The organism is Microbacterium sp. LjRoot45 (assembly GCF_964253325.1).
Classification (GTDB): domain Bacteria; phylum Actinomycetota; class Actinomycetes; order Actinomycetales; family Microbacteriaceae; genus Microbacterium.
In genome coordinates this window covers 3,193,434-3,209,032 of the sequence record NZ_CAXUQM020000001.1, presented here as the reverse complement: position 1 = coordinate 3,209,032, position 15,599 = coordinate 3,193,434, and the positions used below count along the sequence as shown (strand labels likewise).

Sequence of the window (15,599 nt, the reverse complement as noted above, 5' to 3'; positions counted from 1 at the left end):
AGCCTACGCGCGCGGGCGGCGCGCGGTGGTCACGCCGCGACCCACGCCGGCACGGCCACGGTGGCGAGCGTCCCGCCGCGCAGCGGCGCCGTGTGCCACGCGACGGTGATGTCGCCGTCGACGCTGCGGCGAACGATCAGCCGGTGTGGTGACGTGGCGACCACGACGTGGACCAGGATGCCGTCGGCATCCGCTTCGCCGCGCGCTTCGACCACGACGACGGTTCCCGTCTCGGCCGGGCGGACGGTGACGACCGCCGGTGCCGTGTCGGCCGGAGCCGGCAGGTCGAGGACGGTGCGGGTCCACCCCGCGGCCCCGACGGCGAAGGTCTGTGCGGCACCGCCGGTGACGGCGGGCGGGAGGGTGAGGCTCCAGCCGCCGCCGGTGTCATCGAGGCGGGCTCCCGTGGCATCCATCGTCCCGTCCGGCGCGGGAGCGAGGGCGGAGCGGGAGTCCCACGCGTCGGACGCGCCCACGCTGCCCGGTTGCGCACCCGCTGCGGTGTCGGCGTCCGCCGCCGCATCGGCCACGTCGACCGCTTCGGCGAAGCGCCAGAACGCGCGCATCGTACGCTGCGTATCGAGCGTCGCGCCCTGGTAGGCGATCACGAGGCCGCGCTCGGGGAGCACGACAGCGAACTGCCCGTAGGCGCCGTCGACCCGGAAGCCCTCGCGACCGCGCCAGACCTGATAGCCGTACCCGTAGGTCCAGTCGTTGTCGGGGTCGTCCGGTTGCGCGGGGTCTCGAGTGTCCGACCACGCGCGCGACAGTTCGTCGATGTACGACGCCGGCACGAGCTGCGCGCCCGCGAAGCGCCCGCCGTCGCCGAGCATGATGCCGAGCCGCGCGAGATCGTCGGTGGTGAGGTGGAAGCCCGATGCGCCGAGATCGACACCGTGCACCGGCGTCATCCAGCGCCGGCCGATCCCGAGCGGATCGAGCAGCCGCGGACGGAGGTAGTCGGTCAACTGCTCACCCGTGAGAGCAGTGACGATGCACGACAGCGCGTACGTGGCATCCGAGTTGTAGGCGAACGCCGTGCCCGGGGCGGCCGCGGGCGGGGTGGCCAGGAGAGCGGCCACGTCGAAGTCGAAGGACTCGATCTGCGACATGTTGTGGCCCGTGTTCATCGTCAGCAGGTGACGCACGGTGATGCCGTGCGGGTTCGGCAGGCCGAGGAGGTCGCCCGCCGACGCGTCGAGCGTGAGCCGCCCCTCGGCCTCGAGCAGTCCGATGGCGAGCGACGTGAACGTCTTGGATGCCGAGTACGACAGTGCCGGGCGGTCGATCGCCCACGGCGTCCACGCGTGCGACGCGACGACCTCGCCGTGACGCGCGACGACGAGGGCGTGCGGGTCGAGCCCTTCGGACGACAGGCTCTCGGTGAGAGCGAGGACGGCGGCCGGGGGCACGGGGGAAGTCATACTCCCAGTCTGCCCCGGACCGAGCCGCCCGGGCTCAATGCGCGGAGTTCGGGGCCTCGCCGCCCTCGGAGAACGACGGCCGGCGGCCGAACAGCTTCGCGACGCCGAGCACGACCCCGACGATCACGAGCCCCGCCGCCAGCCCCGCGACGGCCGATACGGCCGTGTCGCCCAGCCAGACGATGAATCCCCCGAGCGGCTCGAGCGCGTGCTCGACGCCGTGCAGCACGTCGACGGGGAAGTGCCAGCCGACCTCGCCGAGGTTCACGAGGAGGAGGTGTCCGCCGACCCAGAGCATCGCGACCGTGCCGACGATGCTGATGACGCGGAAGACGACGGGCATCGACCGGACGATGCGCGTACCGGTGTGGCGCACCCGACGCGACGGGTTCTTGGCCATTCGCAGTCCGATGTCGTCGATCTTCACGAGGAGGGCGACGGCGCCGTAGACGAGACCGGTCATCAGCAGGGCGATGAGAGCGAGCACGGCGAGCCGCATCCACACGTTGAGGTCGGGGTCGATGTTGGACAGCGAGATCAGCATGATCTCGGTGGACAGGATGAGGTCGGTGCGGATCGCTCCGGCCACGAGCCGCTTCTCGTCGCGACCGCCCTCGTCTTCGTGCCCGTGGTGGAACCCGAACCACTCGAGCACCTTCTCGGCGCCCTCGAAGCAGAGGTACGCGCCGCCGACGATGAGCAGCCACGGCAGCACCCCCGGGGCGAAGGCCGTCAGCAGCATGGCCGCGGGGATGATGAGCAGGAACTTGTTCGCGAGCGACCCGAGAGCGATCTTGCCGACGACCGGGAGTTCGCGGGCGGGGGTGATGCCCTGCACGTACTGCGGGGTGACGGCGGCGTCGTCGATCACGACACCCGCCGACTTCGCCGACGCCTTGAGCGCAGCACTGAGGATGTCGTCGACGACGGCGAGCAGACCAACGGACACAGTGACCCCCGAGTGTTTTCCGGCGGAGCCAACTTACGGCACGCGCGGCCCCGCCGCGTATCCTCGTGGCGTGCCCGCTTCCGCCACCGTCCTCGCCGCGCTCGCCGACGCGGCTTCCGGCGAGGTGGTCGAGGCGGCCGAACCCGCACTCTGGCGCGAGCGGGAACGTCTGCACGCGGAGCGCGCCGACCTGCTGACCGCCGGGCGCCGCGAGCGCGCCGCCCGCGGCCTCACCCACCCGGTCGACGACTTCCTGTACACCTACTACAGCTACAAGCCGTCGGTGTTGCGCCGTTGGCATCCGGGTGGGGGAGTGCGCCTTGTGGATGCCGCGGCCACCGCCCGCGCGCACTGGCGGGGGTACCGGCTTGACGGTGACGACGTCGTCGTCGACGTCGCGGGGTTCGCGGGGGAGAAGGAGCTCATGCTGCGCGGCATCGCCGGCATCCTCCGGGCGACGGAGAGCCGGCGCGCGCAGTTCGGGTGCTTCGGGCTCCACGAGTGGGCGATGGTCTACCGCCAGGGCGCGCACCGGCATCCCGTGCCGCTGCGTCTCGGACAGGACGAGACGGATGCCGTCGTCGATGCGCACGCGCTCGGGTGCACGCATTTCGATGCGTTCCGCTTCTTCACCCCTGACGCCGTGCCACGCAACCGCGCGCCGTTGTCGCGGGAGGCGCAGGCGGCGAGCGAGCAGCCGGGGTGTCTCCACGCGAACATGGACCTCTATAAATGGGCCGTGAAGCTCGGTCCGCTCGTCCCCGGCGACGTGCTGCTCGACGCGTTCGAGCTCGCGCGCGACATCCGCACGCTCGACATGCGCGCCTCCCCCTACGACCTCGCCGACTGGGGATACGCGCCGGTGGCGATCGAGACCGCGGACGGGAAGGCCGAGTACGTCGCGCAGCAGCGAGGCTTCGCCGAACGCGCCGCGCCGCTGCGGGCGACGCTGCGCGCGATCGTCAGCGGCGCGCTGAGCGCAGCGCGGTAGAGCCCGAAGACACATCCGGGCCGTTTCCCTTCCCCGCGCCCGAATCGATTCGATACACTGTCCGGGTCGCGTTCGCGACGGCATCCCCTTCTTCCCTTCTCGTCCTGGAAGCATCCGCATGGCCCGCACTCTCACCACCGGAAGCCCCTGGCGCGTCATCCTCGCGTTCTCGGTGCCCCTGCTGATCGGCAACGTCGTCCAGCAGCTCTACCAGGTCGCCGATGCGATCGTGGTGGGCCGCTGGCTGGGCGTCGACGCTCTCGCCGCGGTCGGGGCGACGGGCAGTCTGCTGTTCCTGCTGCTGGGGTTCGCGTGGGGACTCACGTCGGGCTTCGCGATCCCCACCGCACAGGCCTTCGGCGCCCAGGATCACGCGGCCGTACGTCGGTCGGTCGCCTCCGGCGCGGTGCTCACGGGCATCACGAGCGTCGTGCTCACCCTCTTCGCCCCCATGCTGGCCCGCCCCGGCCTCGAACTGCTCCAGACGCCGACGGAACTCATGGAGGATGCCGTCGTCTTCGCGCAGATCAGCTTCCTCGGCGCGAGCACGATGATGTTCTTCAACTTCCTGTCGGCGATCATCCGCGCCATCGGCGACTCCCGCACGCCCCTCGTCTTCCTGACGCTCGCGTGCGTGCTGAACGTCGGCCTCGTCGTGCTCATGGTGGGTCCGTGGGGCTGGGGTGTCGCCGGGGCGGCGCTGGCGACCGTCCTGTCGCAGGCGGTCTCCGTGCTCCTGTGCCTCGAGTACGTGCGCCGCCGTGTGCCGGTGCTCCACGTGCGCCGCCACGACTGGCGCGTGACGCGCCGCGACCTCGCCGAGCACCTCCGCCTCGGCCTGCCGATGGGGTTCCAGGCCTCGATCATCGCGATCGGGACCCTCGCGGTGCAGGTCGCGCTCAACGAGCAGGGCGCGGCTTCGGTCGCGGCGTACACGACGGCATCCCGTGTCGACGGCCTCGCGGTCGCACTGCTCATGTCGCTCGGCCTCGCCACGTCGATGTTCGTCGCACAGAACCACGGCGGCGGACGCCCCGACCGCATCCGCCGCGGCGTCGTCCAGGCCACCTGGTTGGCGCTCGGGGCGGCGGTCGTGCTCGGGGCGCTGCTCATCCTCTTCGGTGCCGGCATCGTGCGCCTGTTCGTCGGCGACGGCTCCGACGAGGTCGTCGACCTCGCTGCGCTCATGCTCATCATCAACGGCGCCAGCTACTCCGCGCTCGCCGTGCTGTTCATCCTCCGCGGCGCGCTGCAGGGACTCGGCCACACGATGATCCCCACCGTCACCGGCGTCGTCGAGCTGTTCGCGCGCACGGGAGCCGCGGTCGTCCTGGGGGCCTGGTTCGGCTTCGTCGGCGTCGCCTGGAGCAACCCCCTGGCGTGGTTCGGCGCGGTCGTCATCCTCATCCCGGCGTACGTGCGCGCGCACCGGAGCCTGGCACGGATGCCGGTGACGCCCGCCGCGCCGACCCCCACCGACGCCATCCCCGTCATCGGTCCGAGCGACGGCTCGATGGTCGTCGACGCGATCGTGACCCAGCCGATCGCGCTCCCGCAGCAGCCGGCCGCGGCCGCCACGGCGACCCGCGCGCATCTGGTCCGCGTGTTCACCCGCCGGGGCGCTCGCCGGGAGGGCAGCCGGCGCCGCTGAGCTCGCGGGGGTGCGGGCGGGTGCAGAATCGGGGGTGTGAACCTCCCCCAGCTGACCGAGATGCCCGACCCGCAGTACATCATGGTCGGCGAGGGCCATCGCATCGCCACCTACTCGTGGGGTGACGAGGATCAGCCGACGGTCGTGATGGTGCACGGGTTCGCCTCGAGCACGAAGGACAACTGGGTCAGCACCGGCTGGGTGCGCGACCTGCAGCGCGCGGGCTACCGGGTGCTCGCGCTCGACCAGCGCGGCCACGGCGCCAGCGACAAGCCCCATGACGCCCGTGACTACCGCCTGCGGCAGCTGGCCGGCGACGTCGAAGCGGTGCTCGACACCTACCTCGTCGACGAGGCGCGCTACGTCGGCTACTCGCTCGGTGCCCGCGTCGGGTGGGAGGTGCTGCAGGACATCGCCCCCCGCATCCCCCGCGCCGTGCTGGGCGGGGTGCCCGACGGCATCCCCCTCGCCCGTCTCGATCTCGACCAGGTGCGCGCGCTCGCCGACCACGGCACCCCGGTGACGGATGCCGTGACCCAGAACTACATCCGCCTCACCGAGCGCGTGCCGGGGAACGACCTACGGGCCCTGCTCGCGATCGCCACCGGCCTGCGCGAATCGAAGCAGGCCGACCCCGACCCGGCCCACGCGCCGCACCAGCCGGTGCTGTTCGCGACGGGCACCCTCGACGCGATCATCGAGGGGTCGCGTGCCCTCGCGGCCGCGTGCCCCGAGGGGCAATTCCTCGAGATCCCCGACCGGCACCACTTCAATGCGCCGGGATCACGGGTGTTCCGCGCCGCCGCGCTGGAGTTCCTCGCCGGCTGAGCGGGTGGCGCGGCGCGCGCGGTGGGGCGCTGGATTGGGGCGCAGGATCGCGGATTGCCGGCTGATACGTCACTGATAACTTCGACTGACCATGGCAAAGCAACGGTTGACCGTAATCTTCCGACGCCGAGCCGTCGCCGCGGTGGCCGCCGTGGCGGTCTTGCAAATCGTGGCTGCGGTGGTCACCACGGTCGTCTGGGTCTCCCGCACGTTGTTCGCGGGAAACGCGTGCTCTCCGGACTGCGATCTGGCCGACGCGGATCGTGCGGGCATGGTGTACGTGGCGCTCGTCGTCGCGAGCTTTGTCCTCACCGCGGGGGCGATGTTCGTCGCATGGCGGACGCGCCGCGATCTGACGTGGGTCCCGATCCTCGGCATCGCGGTCATCATCGGGGGACTGGTGCTAGCCCTCGGGATGTTCGACCGCGCTATGAGCTGAGCGGGTGGCTCGGCCCGCGTGCAGCGCGCAGCGCGGCGCGCAGGGGCGTGCAGGATCGCGGAGATGGACCACATTTCGGATCGAAGTGCCTCGTGGCATCCGAAATCGTGCACATCTCCGCGATTCTGCACGCGCCCCGTCGGGCGCAGCCCCGTGTGCGGGCACATCTCCGCAATTCTGCACGCGCCCCGTCGGGCGCAGCCCCGCTACGCCCCCCGCGCGGCGGAGGTCAGACCGTGACGACGATCTTCCCGCGCGTGTGGCCCTCCTCCAGCTGCGCGTAGGCGGCCGCGCCCTCATCGAGCGGGAAGGTCGCGGCGATCTCGACCCGCAGCGTGCCGTCGGCGACGAGAGCCGCGAGCTCGCCGAGCTGCGCCGCGTCGGGACGCACCCAGACGTAATCGCCGCCGAACTCGGTCCGGGCGCGCGGGTCGGCGATGGAGACGACGCGACCGCCGTCCTTCGAAAGCGCCGATGTCGAGTCGAGGGACGACCCGCCGGCGAAGTCGATGATGACGTCGAATCCTTCGGGCGCGAGCTCCTTCGCGGCATCCACGAGGCCGTCGCCGTACGCGACCGGTTCGGCGCCGAGGTCGCGCAGGTAGTCGTGGTTGCGGGGCGAGGCGGTGCCGATCACGCGGGCACCGCGCAGCTTCGCGAGCTGCACGCCGAACGAGCCGACCCCGCCGGCCGCGCCGTGGATGAGCACGGTGGAACCCTCGCCGAGACCCGAGCGCTCGATCGACTGCAGCGCCGTCAATCCGGTGAGGGGGAGAGCGGCGGCCTGCTCGAAGCTGATGCCCTCGGGCTTGAGGGTGGCCGTACGCACCGGCACGGGCATGAGCTCGGCGAGCGAGCCGTGCTGCACGACGTCGGCGCGCGCGTAGGCGAGTACCGCGTCGCCCACCGCGAACTCGGGGGTGTCCAGGCCGGTCTGCTCGACGACGCCCGCGACGTCCCACCCGGGAACGGCGGGGAGGGTCGTGTCGATCAGGCCGCGGAGGTAGCCCTCGCGCACCTTGTAGTCGACGGGGTTGAGCCCTGCCGCGACGACCCGCACGACGAGCGTGTCGGGTCCGATGTGGGGAGCGGGGAGGTCGGTGATCTCGAAGCGGTCGGAGCCGCCGAAGTCGCGATAGACGAGTGCCTTCATGCCGGATGCCAACGACAGCGGCCCCGCGCGCATTCCTGCCCCCGGCGCACACACGCCTAACGTGGATGCCGTGATCAGACTCGCGACCATCGGCACCAGCACCATCACCGAGCGCTTCATCGAGGCGGTGTCGCGCGTGGACGGCGTCGCCGTCGAGGTGGCGTATTCGCGTGACCTCGACCGGGGTCGTGCGTTCGCGGAGCGCACCGGCATCCCGGATGCCGTCGACGATCTCGCCGCTCTCGCCGGGCGCGTCGACGCGGTGTACGTCGGCTCGCCGAACGGTGCGCACGCGACGCAGGCGCGCGCCGCGATCGATCTCGGCCTGCACGTGTTCCTCGAGAAGCCGGCGACCCCCACGTCCGAGGAGTTCGCCGACCTGGTTGCCCACGCCGCTGCGCGGGGCGTGGTGGTCTTCGAGGGCATGCGCAACGCGTACGACCCGGGCCTGCGGACGGTCCGCGACCTGCTGCCGAAGGTCGGCGTCGTCCGCCGCGTCTCGTTCGCACTGTGCCAGCGGTCGGCCCGCTACGACCTGGTCCTGCAGGGGGAGACGCCGAACATCTTCGACCCTGCGTTGTCGGGAGGGGCGCTGTTCGACCTCGGCGTCTACCCGTTGAGCGCCGCGATCGCGCTGTTCGGCGCACCGGATGCCGTCACCGGCGTCACCGTGACAATCGCGACGGGTGCTGACGGGGCCGGCACCGCGCTCCTCACTTATCCCGGTTTCGTCGCCGACATCGGCTTCTCGAAGATCACCGCCTCGACTCGGCCCAGCGAGATCCAGGGCGAGCTCGGCACGCTCACGATCGATCGGATCACCGACCCCCGCGTCGTCGTGTTCACGCCGCTCGGAGGCGAGCCGGAGGAGCACCGCATCGACGGCGACGACAACAACATGACCTACGAGGTGGCGCGCTTCGTGGCGCTGGTGCGCGGCGAGGACGATCCGAACGTCGATCAGCAGCGCACCCTCGCGGTGCTGCGCGCCGTGGAGGTCATCCGCGGTGCGGCGGGCTGACGGCATCCCGGGCTGACGGCATCCGCGACGCCCGTCGTTCACTCGCGGTTCTCCGTCCGGTCACCGCGCACGGGCACCCTGACGTGGTGCGCGCGGCGAACGACCCGCGCGCGGAGGGAGCCGACGTGGCCGAGTCCGTGAGCGACCGACCGGCTGAGGCCGCTCGATCCGGCACCGCGATCACGGTCGCGATCATCCCCGCCCGGGGAGGGTCGCAGGGCGTTCCCCGGAAGAACGTGCTCCCCGTGGGCGGCGTTCCGCTCGTCGCCCGTGCGGTGGCCGCCGCCCGCGCCGCACAGAGCGTCGACCGGGTGGTCGTGTCCACCGACGACGCCGAGATCGCTCGGATCGCCGCCGATGCGGGCGCCGATGTCGTCGCGCGCCCCGCCGAGATCGCCGGCTCGACGGCATCCTCGGAGAGCGCCCTCCTCCACACCCTGGACGAGCTGGCACGACAAGGCCACGAGGTCGGCACCGTCGTCTTCCTGCAGGCGACGTCGCCGTTCATCTCGTCGTCGGGCATCGACGAGGCCGTGGCGATGGTCGACGGCGGCGGGTACGAATCGGCCTTCTCCGCGTTCGAAACGTACGGCTTCCTCTGGGCGAGAGACGCGGATGCCACCGCCACCGCCCTCAACCATGACGCCGCACGCCGTCCCCGGCGGCAGGACCGCGACCCGCACTACTGGGAGACGGGCGCGTTCTACGCGTTCGGGGCGGAGGGTTTCCGCCGGTCCGGGCACCGCTTCTTCGGTCGCGTCGGCATCGTGGCCGTGCCGGAGTTGTCGGCGGTCGAGATCGACGACCACGCACAGCTTGCGCTCGCCCGCGCGATCGCCCCGCTCGTCGACGACACGTCCGAACCGATCGACGTGGATGCCGTCGTCACCGACTTCGACGGCGTCCACACCGACGACACCGCCCTCATCGACGCGCACGGTGACGAGCGGGTGCGGGTGAGTCGCTCCGACGGCATGGGGGTGGCGCGGCTGCGACGTGCCGGCATCCCCGTCCTCATCCTGTCCACCGAGACCCACCCGGTCGTCGGTGCGCGGGCGGCGAAGCTGCAGGTCGAGGTGCTCCAGTCGATCGACGACAAGGCCGCGGCGATCGAGCGCTGGGCGGCGGCCCGCGGCATCCCGCTGTCGCGCATCGCGTACCTCGGCAACGACGTGAACGACGTCCCCGCCATGGAACGGGTGGGCTGGCCCATCGCGGTGGCCGACGCGCGTCCCGAGGCGCGCGCGATCGCCCGCCGAGTACTCAGCCGCCGTGGCGGCGACGGCGCGGTGCGCGAACTGGCCGAACTCGTCCTCGGCGCCTGACGCTCCCTCTCTCTCGCCCTCTCCCTCTTTCTCCCTCCCCTCGAGAAAGTGGCGCAATCTGCGGCCATACCGCGCGGGATGCCGCAACCTGCGCCACTTTCTCGCCGCGGTGTCGCAATCTGCGCCAGCGAATCGACACCGCCGCGCGAGGCCCGCGTCACCTGCGCGTGGCCGTCCGTTCACCTCGCGAGCGGACACTGGCCGCACGGCGTCGCTGAGCGAGCGACGTCACGAGAGGACCACCACCATGACTGTCAGCATCGGAACGCGCACCGTCGGCCCGGGCCACCCGGCCTACGTCATCGCCGAGATCGGCCTGAACCACAACGGTGATGTCGAGATCGCGAAGCAGCTCATCGATGTCGCCAAGCGCGCCGGCGCCGACGCCGTGAAGTTCCAGAAGCGCACCCCCGAGATCGCGACGCCCGCCCACATGCGCGACGTGCCCCGCGAGACCCCCTGGGGGACGATGTCGTACCTCGAGTACCGCTACCGCGTGGAGTTCGGCCACGAGGAGTACGTCGAGATCGGCGACTACGCCACGATGTCCGGGCTGGACTGGTTCGCGTCGCCGTGGGACGTGCCGTCGGTGCACTTCCTCGAAGACCACAACGTGGTCGCGCACAAGGTGGCATCCGCTTCTCTCACCGACCGCGAGATGCTCGAGGCGCTCCGCGCGACGGGCAAGCCGATCATCCTGTCGACGGGCATGTCCACGCTGGAGCAGATCGATGCCGCCGTCGACGTGCTCGGGCGCGACAACCTCATCCTCATGCACGCGACCTCCACGTATCCGATGGAACCGGCCGAGGCGAACCTCCGTGTGATCCCCGCACTCCAGGCGCGCTTCCCCGGTGTGCCGGTGGGCTACTCGGGTCACGAGCGCGGGCTGCAGATCTCGCTCGCCGCCGTCGCGCTCGGCGCCGTCGCGGTGGAGCGTCACATCACGCTCGACCGCACGATGTGGGGTTCGGACCACTCGGCATCCCTCGAGCCTGCGGGCCTCGAGCACCTCGTCCGCGACATCCGCGTCATCGAGGAGGCCCTGGGCGACGGCGTGAAGCGCGTCTTCCCCGGTGAGCTCGCACCGATGGCGAAGCTGCGTCGCGTCCCGGCATGACCACGGGCCGCCTGCGGGTCGTCGCGGTCGCCGACGCCGACTCCTTCGTCAAATGGGCAGCCGCCCTGCTCGACTCCGTCCCGCAGGCGGATAGCCGCATCGTCCTCGTCCGCACGCCCCTGACGGTGAGCGCCGCGCAGGAGGAGAGCGCGCTCGACGGCACGCGCTTCGGTGCGGGCGACGTCACGCGGCTGCCGCACGGCGCGCTCGCCGGCTGGCTCACGCGGGAACGCCCCGACGTCGTGGTGATCGCCGGACGCGGCCCCTTCGCGCGGCTCGTCATGCGCGAGATCGATCGCGTGCACCCGCGACCGGTCGTGGTCACGGGTCTCCCCGGCATCTCGATTCCCGCGCAGCGCGGCGCCGTGACCTACCGCCGCGAGAGCGATCTCTTCCTCGTGCACTCGCACCGTGAGGAGCGCGCGTTCCGCGATCTGGCTCGTCGACTGGATGCCGATCTCCGCATCGGACTGGCGAGCCTCCCGTTCGCCGCCCCGCGGCCGCGTCCTGCCGGCGGCACCGATCTCGTGTTCGCGGCACAGGCTCTCGTGCCGCTGACGAGTGCGGACCGTCGGGAGGTGGCGGCCGTGCTGCGCGACGCCGCGCTCGCGCACCCCGACCGCCGCGTCGTGGTGAAGCTGCGGTCGCGCGCGGGCGAGAACGAGACGCACGTCGACCGCGAGAGCTACGAGGGGCTGCTGGCCGACCGGCCGGCGAACCTCGTCTTCTCGTACCAGCCGATGCGGGCCGCCCTCGCCTCGGCCGAGGGTCTCGTCACCGTCAGCTCCACGGCCGCCGTCGAGGCCATCGCGCTCGGCGTCCCCGTCATCGCGCTCGACACCTTCGGGGTGAGCAAGGAGAACCTGAACACCGTGTTCCGCGGTTCGGGTCTGTTCGGCGACGCAGCGGCCGTCATCGCGCGGCGGTTCCGGCATCCCGCACCGGGCTGGCTCACGCAGAACTACTTCCACGACCCGGCCGACGCGACCTGGTGGGACGACGTGGAAGACCTCGTGACGCAGCGCCGGCTCGGGCTCCTGTCCGCCCGGGAGCAGCCGGTGCGGCGGGGTGGCGCGCTGCGCGTGGCGTGGGAGCGACGCATCGTCTTGGGCGGCGAGGACCGTTCCCTCTCGGGCATCGTGGCACTCGCGGTCGGGATGCCGCTGCGTGCCGCGATCCTCGTGCGCCGCCGCCTGCGCGGCAACCGCGGTGCGCACTCGTGGGCCGACGCGGCCAGCGACATCACCGTGACGCCGGCGCTCCGCCAGGAGCCGCTCCTGCGCCGTCGCCCCGTCGGCGTCGACGGCTGAGCCTGCTCCCTCTGCCCGTCGCCGCCCGGGTCGGCCGCGGGAGGCCCCGTGCGATGATCGGACGGTGGCCACCGGGCAGGATCTCGAGACGCTCGTCGCGCTCCGACGGGTGCGCGACCGGATGGACCGCGAGTACGCGCGTCCGCTCGACGTCGAGTCGCTCGCGCGCGGCGTGCACATGTCGGCCGGCCATCTGAGTCGGCAGTTCCGCCTCGCGTACGGGGAATCGCCCTACGCGTACCTCATGACGCGCCGCATCGAGCGCGCGATGACCCTCCTCCGACGCGGCGACCTCACGGTCACCGAGGTGTGCTTCGAGGTGGGATGCCAGTCGCTCGGCACGTTCAGCACGCGCTTCACCGAGCTCGTCGGGGTGTCGCCGAGCGTGTACCGCGCGCAGGGGGCGCCGTTCCGCCCGGGCATGCTGCCGTGCATCGCGAAGCAGGTGACCAGACCGGTCAGGAATCGAGAAGCGGCCGGCGGCACCCGGTCGTAACGTGGTGCCCATGGACATCACGATTCACTCGAGCTTCCTGCCGCACACGGATGCCGAGGCATCCCTCGCCTTCTACCGCGACGTGCTCGGGTTCGAGGTGCGCCTCGATGTCGGCTACGAAGACATGCGGTGGATCACGGTGGGCCCGGAGGGACAGCCGTCGACGGCGATCGTGCTCCACCCGCCGGCCGTCGGCTACGACGTGACCGAGGAGGAGCGCACGCTGCTGCTCGAACTCATCGCGAAGGGCAGCTACTTCGGCGTCAACCTCGCCACCGACGACCTCGACGGCACGTTCGCGCGCATCGAGGCGGCCGGGGCCGACATCGTGCAGGAACCGATCGAACAGGACTACGGCGTGAGGGATGCCGCGTTCCGCGACCCGGCGGGCAACCTCATCCGCATTCAGCAGACCCCGCAGAAGGAGAACGGCCATGAGTGAGAAGCGCGATACGAAGAGCGGCTTCAGCGACAGCGAACGCGAGGCGATGCAGCAGCGCGCGGCGGAGCTGAAGGAGATGAAGGGCGTCAAGGGCGCGGCCAAGAAGGCGAAGGAGCTGGAGGCGTGCCTCGCCGCGATCGAGGGGCTGTCCGGCACCGACCGGGTGATCGCCGAACGGCTGCACGTCATGGTGTCGGAGGAAGCTCCGGGCCTCGACCCCAAGACCTGGTACGGGTTCCCGACCTATGCGAAGGACGGCAAGAACATCCTGTTCTACCAGCCGGCATCCAAGTTCGACACGCGGTACGGCACCGTTAACTTCGCCGAGGATGCGGCGATCGACGACGGCGAAATGTGGGCGGTCTCCTTCGCCCTCTTGGAGATGACGCCGGCGGCGGAGAAGAAGTTGCGCGCGCTCATCGCGACGGCGGTCGCCTGACGTGGCGCCCGCGCACGACGACGACGCGGCGCTGTCGCGTCACACCGACTACGGCGTGGAGCGTCTCGAGGAGCGGGATCTGGCGAGCGACCCGGTCGCGCAGTTCCGCCGGTGGCTCGGGGAGGCGGCCGAGCGCGGCGTGTACGAGCCCAACGCGATGGTCCTCGGCACGATCGGCGCCGACGGCGATCCGCAGAGCCGCACCGTACTGCTGCGCGGCGTGGACGAGCGCGGCTTCGTGTTCTTCACCGACCGCTCCTCGCGGAAGGGTCAGGCACTGGCGGCGCACTCGGCCGCGACGCTGCTGTTCCCCTGGTACGTGCTGCACCGGCAGGTGATCGTCACGGGAGACATCGCGTTCGCCTCGGATGCCGAGTCCGACGCGTACTGGGAGAGCCGCCCGCACGGCTCGCGCGTGGCGGCGACCGCGAGTGCGCAGTCGCAGCCGGTCGCGGGCCGGGCAGAGTTCGAGGCGCAGGTGCGCGCCGTCGAGGAGCGTTATCCCGAGGGCGCCGACGTTCCGCGACCGGCGCGCTGGGGCGGATACCGGCTCACACCGCGCCGCGTGGAGTTCTGGCAGGGCCGCACGTCGCGCTTACACGACCGACTGGTCTTCACGCGCGCGGGCGAGAGCTGGAGCGTCGAGCGCCTGCAGCCCTGACCCTGCGGCATCCGACGCGGAATGTGCCGAGAAGGTGGCGCACTCTGCGGCATCCGTCGTCGGGATGCCGCGCGTTGCGCCACTTTCCGGTGGCGGTCCGGTGCCGGTCCGGTGCCGGCGCAGGGGTCAGTCAGCGGTGACGGATGCCGGATCGACCCGCAGGATGCGGTCGTCGCCGCTGCGGGGGTCGCCGCGGCCGTCGGTGTTGTTCGTCAGGATCCACAGGGCGCCGTCGGGGCCCACGGCGACGTCGCGGAGCCGTCCGTATTCGCCGGCGTAGTACTCGGTCTGCGTGCCGGGGTCGTCGGTGGAGATGGCGCGCAGCACTTCACCGCGCAGGTTCGCGATGACGATCGTGCCGTCGACGAGCGTGATGCCGCTGGGGCTCGCCGATGACGTCCGCCACGTGGCGATCGGGTCGATGAAACCGCGCCCCTCTCCGCCGGTGCCCTCGACGATCGGCCAGCCGTAGTTGCCGCCCGGTTCGATGACGTTGAGCTCGTCCCACGCGTTCTGGCCGAACTCGCTCGCGTACAGGGTGCCGTCGTCGTCCCACACGAGTCCCTGCACGTTGCGGTGGCCCATGCTGTAGACGGGCGATCCCTTCGTGGGATTGTCGGAAGGCACCGAACCATCGGGTTCGACGCGCAGGATCTTGCCGCGCCGCACGTCGGGGTCTTGCGCCGCCGAGGGGTTGCGAGCGTCGCCGACCGGCACGTACAGCATGCCGTCGGGCCCGAAGGCAATGCGCCCGGCGTTGTGCACCGGCGAGAACGGCAGCTCCTCGAGGAGGGTGTCGCGGTCACCGAGGCGGTACCGGCCGGCCGTGCCGAGGAGGTCGTAGCGGACGACCCGGTTGCCGTCGGATGCCGTGAAGTACACGAACAGGTCGCCCTCGTGCACGGCGAGGCCGAGCAGTCCCCCTTCCGTGCCGTGACGGATGCCGGCGACCGTGCCGACCTCGCGCGCCTCTCCCTCGTCGTCGAGCTCGAGGATGCGGCCGGTGTCCCGTTCGCTCACGAGAGGGATGCCGTCGGCGGTCCAGGCGATCGACCACGGCGCGTCGAGGCCCTCGGCGAACGTCTCCGGCTCGTCGGGGAGGGGCTCGGCATCCGGAGTCGGCGTGGGCGTCGGAGTCGGCGTGGGCGTCGGCGTGGGGGCCGCCGTCTCGCTCGTCGGGGCGGGGGACGTGGGTGCCGCCTGGGGCGCACCGCACCCCGTGAGGAGCAGGGCACCCGCCAGCACCGCCGTCAGGGAGGCGCCGACGGTGCGTCGGACATCGGTCGAGGGGGAGGGGCGCATCAATCCACGGTAGTCGGGGCCATCCTGCCTGTCATCCACCGCATCCTG

16 protein-coding genes are annotated in these 15,599 nt (G+C 71.5%); 12 read left to right on the top strand and 4 right to left on the bottom strand.

The annotated features are described in order from the left end of the window. Nucleotides 1-29: 29 nt before the first annotated feature. Complete coding sequence (locus ACSQ18_RS15245; protein WP_436038324.1) at nucleotides 30-1,424, bottom strand: serine hydrolase domain-containing protein; 1,395 nt, start codon at nucleotides 1,422-1,424, stop codon at nucleotides 30-32. Nucleotides 1,425-1,458: 34 nt separating this feature from the next. After that, nucleotides 1,459-2,373, bottom strand: a complete 915-nt coding sequence (locus ACSQ18_RS15240) for a DUF808 domain-containing protein (protein WP_144806675.1) — start codon at nucleotides 2,371-2,373, stop codon at nucleotides 1,459-1,461. Between the two features lie 124 nt (nucleotides 2,374-2,497). Here ACSQ18_RS15240 and ACSQ18_RS15235 point away from each other — a divergent pair, with 124 nt between their 5' ends. The 4 genes from ACSQ18_RS15235 to ACSQ18_RS15220 all read left to right on the top strand — a co-directional run bounded on the left by ACSQ18_RS15235 (nucleotide 2,498) and on the right by ACSQ18_RS15220 (nucleotide 6,282). Continuing rightward, nucleotides 2,498-3,364 (top strand): 3-methyladenine DNA glycosylase, encoded by an 867-nt coding sequence (locus ACSQ18_RS15235; protein WP_436038463.1) that lies wholly within the window; start codon nucleotides 2,498-2,500, stop codon nucleotides 3,362-3,364. Nucleotides 3,365-3,482: 118 nt separating this feature from the next. After that, nucleotides 3,483-5,015, top strand: coding sequence for an MATE family efflux transporter (locus tag ACSQ18_RS15230; RefSeq protein WP_436038322.1), 1,533 nt, complete (start codon nucleotides 3,483-3,485; stop codon nucleotides 5,013-5,015). A gap of 60 nt (nucleotides 5,016-5,075) precedes the next feature. Then, nucleotides 5,076-5,843, top strand: coding sequence for an alpha/beta fold hydrolase (locus ACSQ18_RS15225; RefSeq protein ID WP_436038462.1), 768 nt, complete (start codon nucleotides 5,076-5,078; stop codon nucleotides 5,841-5,843). Between the two features lie 142 nt (nucleotides 5,844-5,985). After that, a complete protein-coding gene (locus ACSQ18_RS15220) occupies nucleotides 5,986-6,282 on the top strand; it encodes a hypothetical protein (protein WP_436038320.1) in 297 nt (98 codons plus the stop codon). Between the two features lie 229 nt (nucleotides 6,283-6,511). Here ACSQ18_RS15220 and ACSQ18_RS15215 read toward each other — a convergent pair whose 3' ends face one another. After that, nucleotides 6,512-7,435 (bottom strand): NADP-dependent oxidoreductase, encoded by a 924-nt coding sequence (locus tag ACSQ18_RS15215; protein WP_436038318.1) that lies wholly within the window; start codon nucleotides 7,433-7,435, stop codon nucleotides 6,512-6,514. Nucleotides 7,436-7,505: 70 nt separating this feature from the next. Between ACSQ18_RS15215 and ACSQ18_RS15210 the strand changes: the two genes are divergently transcribed. The 8 genes from ACSQ18_RS15210 (at nucleotide 7,506) to pdxH (ending at nucleotide 14,249) form a co-directional block, all read left to right on the top strand. After that, complete coding sequence (locus ACSQ18_RS15210) at nucleotides 7,506-8,456, top strand: Gfo/Idh/MocA family protein (RefSeq protein ID WP_436038316.1); 951 nt, start codon at nucleotides 7,506-7,508, stop codon at nucleotides 8,454-8,456. A 137-nt stretch (nucleotides 8,457-8,593) separates the two neighbouring features. After that, complete coding sequence (locus tag ACSQ18_RS15205) at nucleotides 8,594-9,781, top strand: cytidylyltransferase domain-containing protein (RefSeq protein ID WP_436038461.1); 1,188 nt, start codon at nucleotides 8,594-8,596, stop codon at nucleotides 9,779-9,781. Between the two features lie 247 nt (nucleotides 9,782-10,028). Then, the gene (locus tag ACSQ18_RS15200; protein WP_436038314.1) at nucleotides 10,029-10,901 is read left to right on the top strand and encodes an N-acetylneuraminate synthase family protein; all 873 of its coding nucleotides are present in this window, start codon (nucleotides 10,029-10,031) and stop codon (nucleotides 10,899-10,901) included. Beyond that, nucleotides 10,898-12,211: a DUF6716 putative glycosyltransferase gene (locus ACSQ18_RS15195; protein WP_436038312.1), complete on the top strand. Its 1,314-nt coding sequence runs from the start codon at nucleotides 10,898-10,900 to the stop codon at nucleotides 12,209-12,211. The genes ACSQ18_RS15200 and ACSQ18_RS15195 overlap by 4 nt, the downstream gene beginning before the upstream one ends. A gap of 121 nt (nucleotides 12,212-12,332) precedes the next feature. Beyond that, the gene (locus tag ACSQ18_RS15190; protein ID WP_436038460.1) at nucleotides 12,333-12,707 is read left to right on the top strand and encodes a helix-turn-helix transcriptional regulator; all 375 of its coding nucleotides are present in this window, start codon (nucleotides 12,333-12,335) and stop codon (nucleotides 12,705-12,707) included. A 10-nt stretch (nucleotides 12,708-12,717) separates the two neighbouring features. Beyond that, the gene (locus tag ACSQ18_RS15185; protein WP_436038310.1) at nucleotides 12,718-13,149 is read left to right on the top strand and encodes a VOC family protein; all 432 of its coding nucleotides are present in this window, start codon (nucleotides 12,718-12,720) and stop codon (nucleotides 13,147-13,149) included. Next, nucleotides 13,142-13,588, top strand: coding sequence for an iron chaperone (locus ACSQ18_RS15180; RefSeq protein ID WP_436038308.1), 447 nt, complete (start codon nucleotides 13,142-13,144; stop codon nucleotides 13,586-13,588). The genes ACSQ18_RS15185 and ACSQ18_RS15180 overlap by 8 nt, the downstream gene beginning before the upstream one ends. 1 nt (nucleotide 13,589) lies before the next feature. Beyond that, on the top strand, nucleotides 13,590-14,249 hold the full coding sequence (gene pdxH, locus ACSQ18_RS15175) for a pyridoxamine 5'-phosphate oxidase (protein WP_436038307.1): 660 nt from the start codon (nucleotides 13,590-13,592) through the stop codon (nucleotides 14,247-14,249). Nucleotides 14,250-14,375: 126 nt separating this feature from the next. On the opposite strand, the gene ACSQ18_RS15170 is transcribed toward pdxH, so the two are convergent. Beyond that, on the bottom strand, nucleotides 14,376-15,551 hold the full coding sequence (locus tag ACSQ18_RS15170) for a PQQ-dependent sugar dehydrogenase (RefSeq protein WP_436038305.1): 1,176 nt from the start codon (nucleotides 15,549-15,551) through the stop codon (nucleotides 14,376-14,378). Nucleotides 15,552-15,599: the final 48 nt, after the last annotated feature.

Bases quoted from the DNA above. Each gene is read 5' to 3' on its own strand.
- ACSQ18_RS15245 (WP_436038324.1), bottom strand. From the start codon at position 1,424: ATGACTTCCCCCGTGCCCCCGGCCGCCGTCCTCGCTCTCACCGAGAGC.
- ACSQ18_RS15230 (WP_436038322.1), top strand. From the start codon at position 3,483: ATGGCCCGCACTCTCACCACCGGAAGCCCCTGGCGCGTCATCCTCGCG.
- ACSQ18_RS15225 (WP_436038462.1), top strand. From the start codon at position 5,076: ATGCCCGACCCGCAGTACATCATGGTCGGCGAGGGCCATCGCATCGCC.
- ACSQ18_RS15215 (WP_436038318.1), bottom strand. From the start codon at position 7,435: ATGAAGGCACTCGTCTATCGCGACTTCGGCGGCTCCGACCGCTTCGAG.
- ACSQ18_RS15200 (WP_436038314.1), top strand. From the start codon at position 10,029: ATGACTGTCAGCATCGGAACGCGCACCGTCGGCCCGGGCCACCCGGCC.
- ACSQ18_RS15195 (WP_436038312.1), top strand. From the start codon at position 10,898: ATGACCACGGGCCGCCTGCGGGTCGTCGCGGTCGCCGACGCCGACTCC.
- ACSQ18_RS15190 (WP_436038460.1), top strand. From the start codon at position 12,333: ATGGACCGCGAGTACGCGCGTCCGCTCGACGTCGAGTCGCTCGCGCGC.
- ACSQ18_RS15185 (WP_436038310.1), top strand. From the start codon at position 12,718: ATGGACATCACGATTCACTCGAGCTTCCTGCCGCACACGGATGCCGAG.
- ACSQ18_RS15180 (WP_436038308.1), top strand. From the start codon at position 13,142: ATGAGTGAGAAGCGCGATACGAAGAGCGGCTTCAGCGACAGCGAACGC.
- ACSQ18_RS15170 (WP_436038305.1), bottom strand. From the start codon at position 15,551: ATGCGCCCCTCCCCCTCGACCGATGTCCGACGCACCGTCGGCGCCTCC.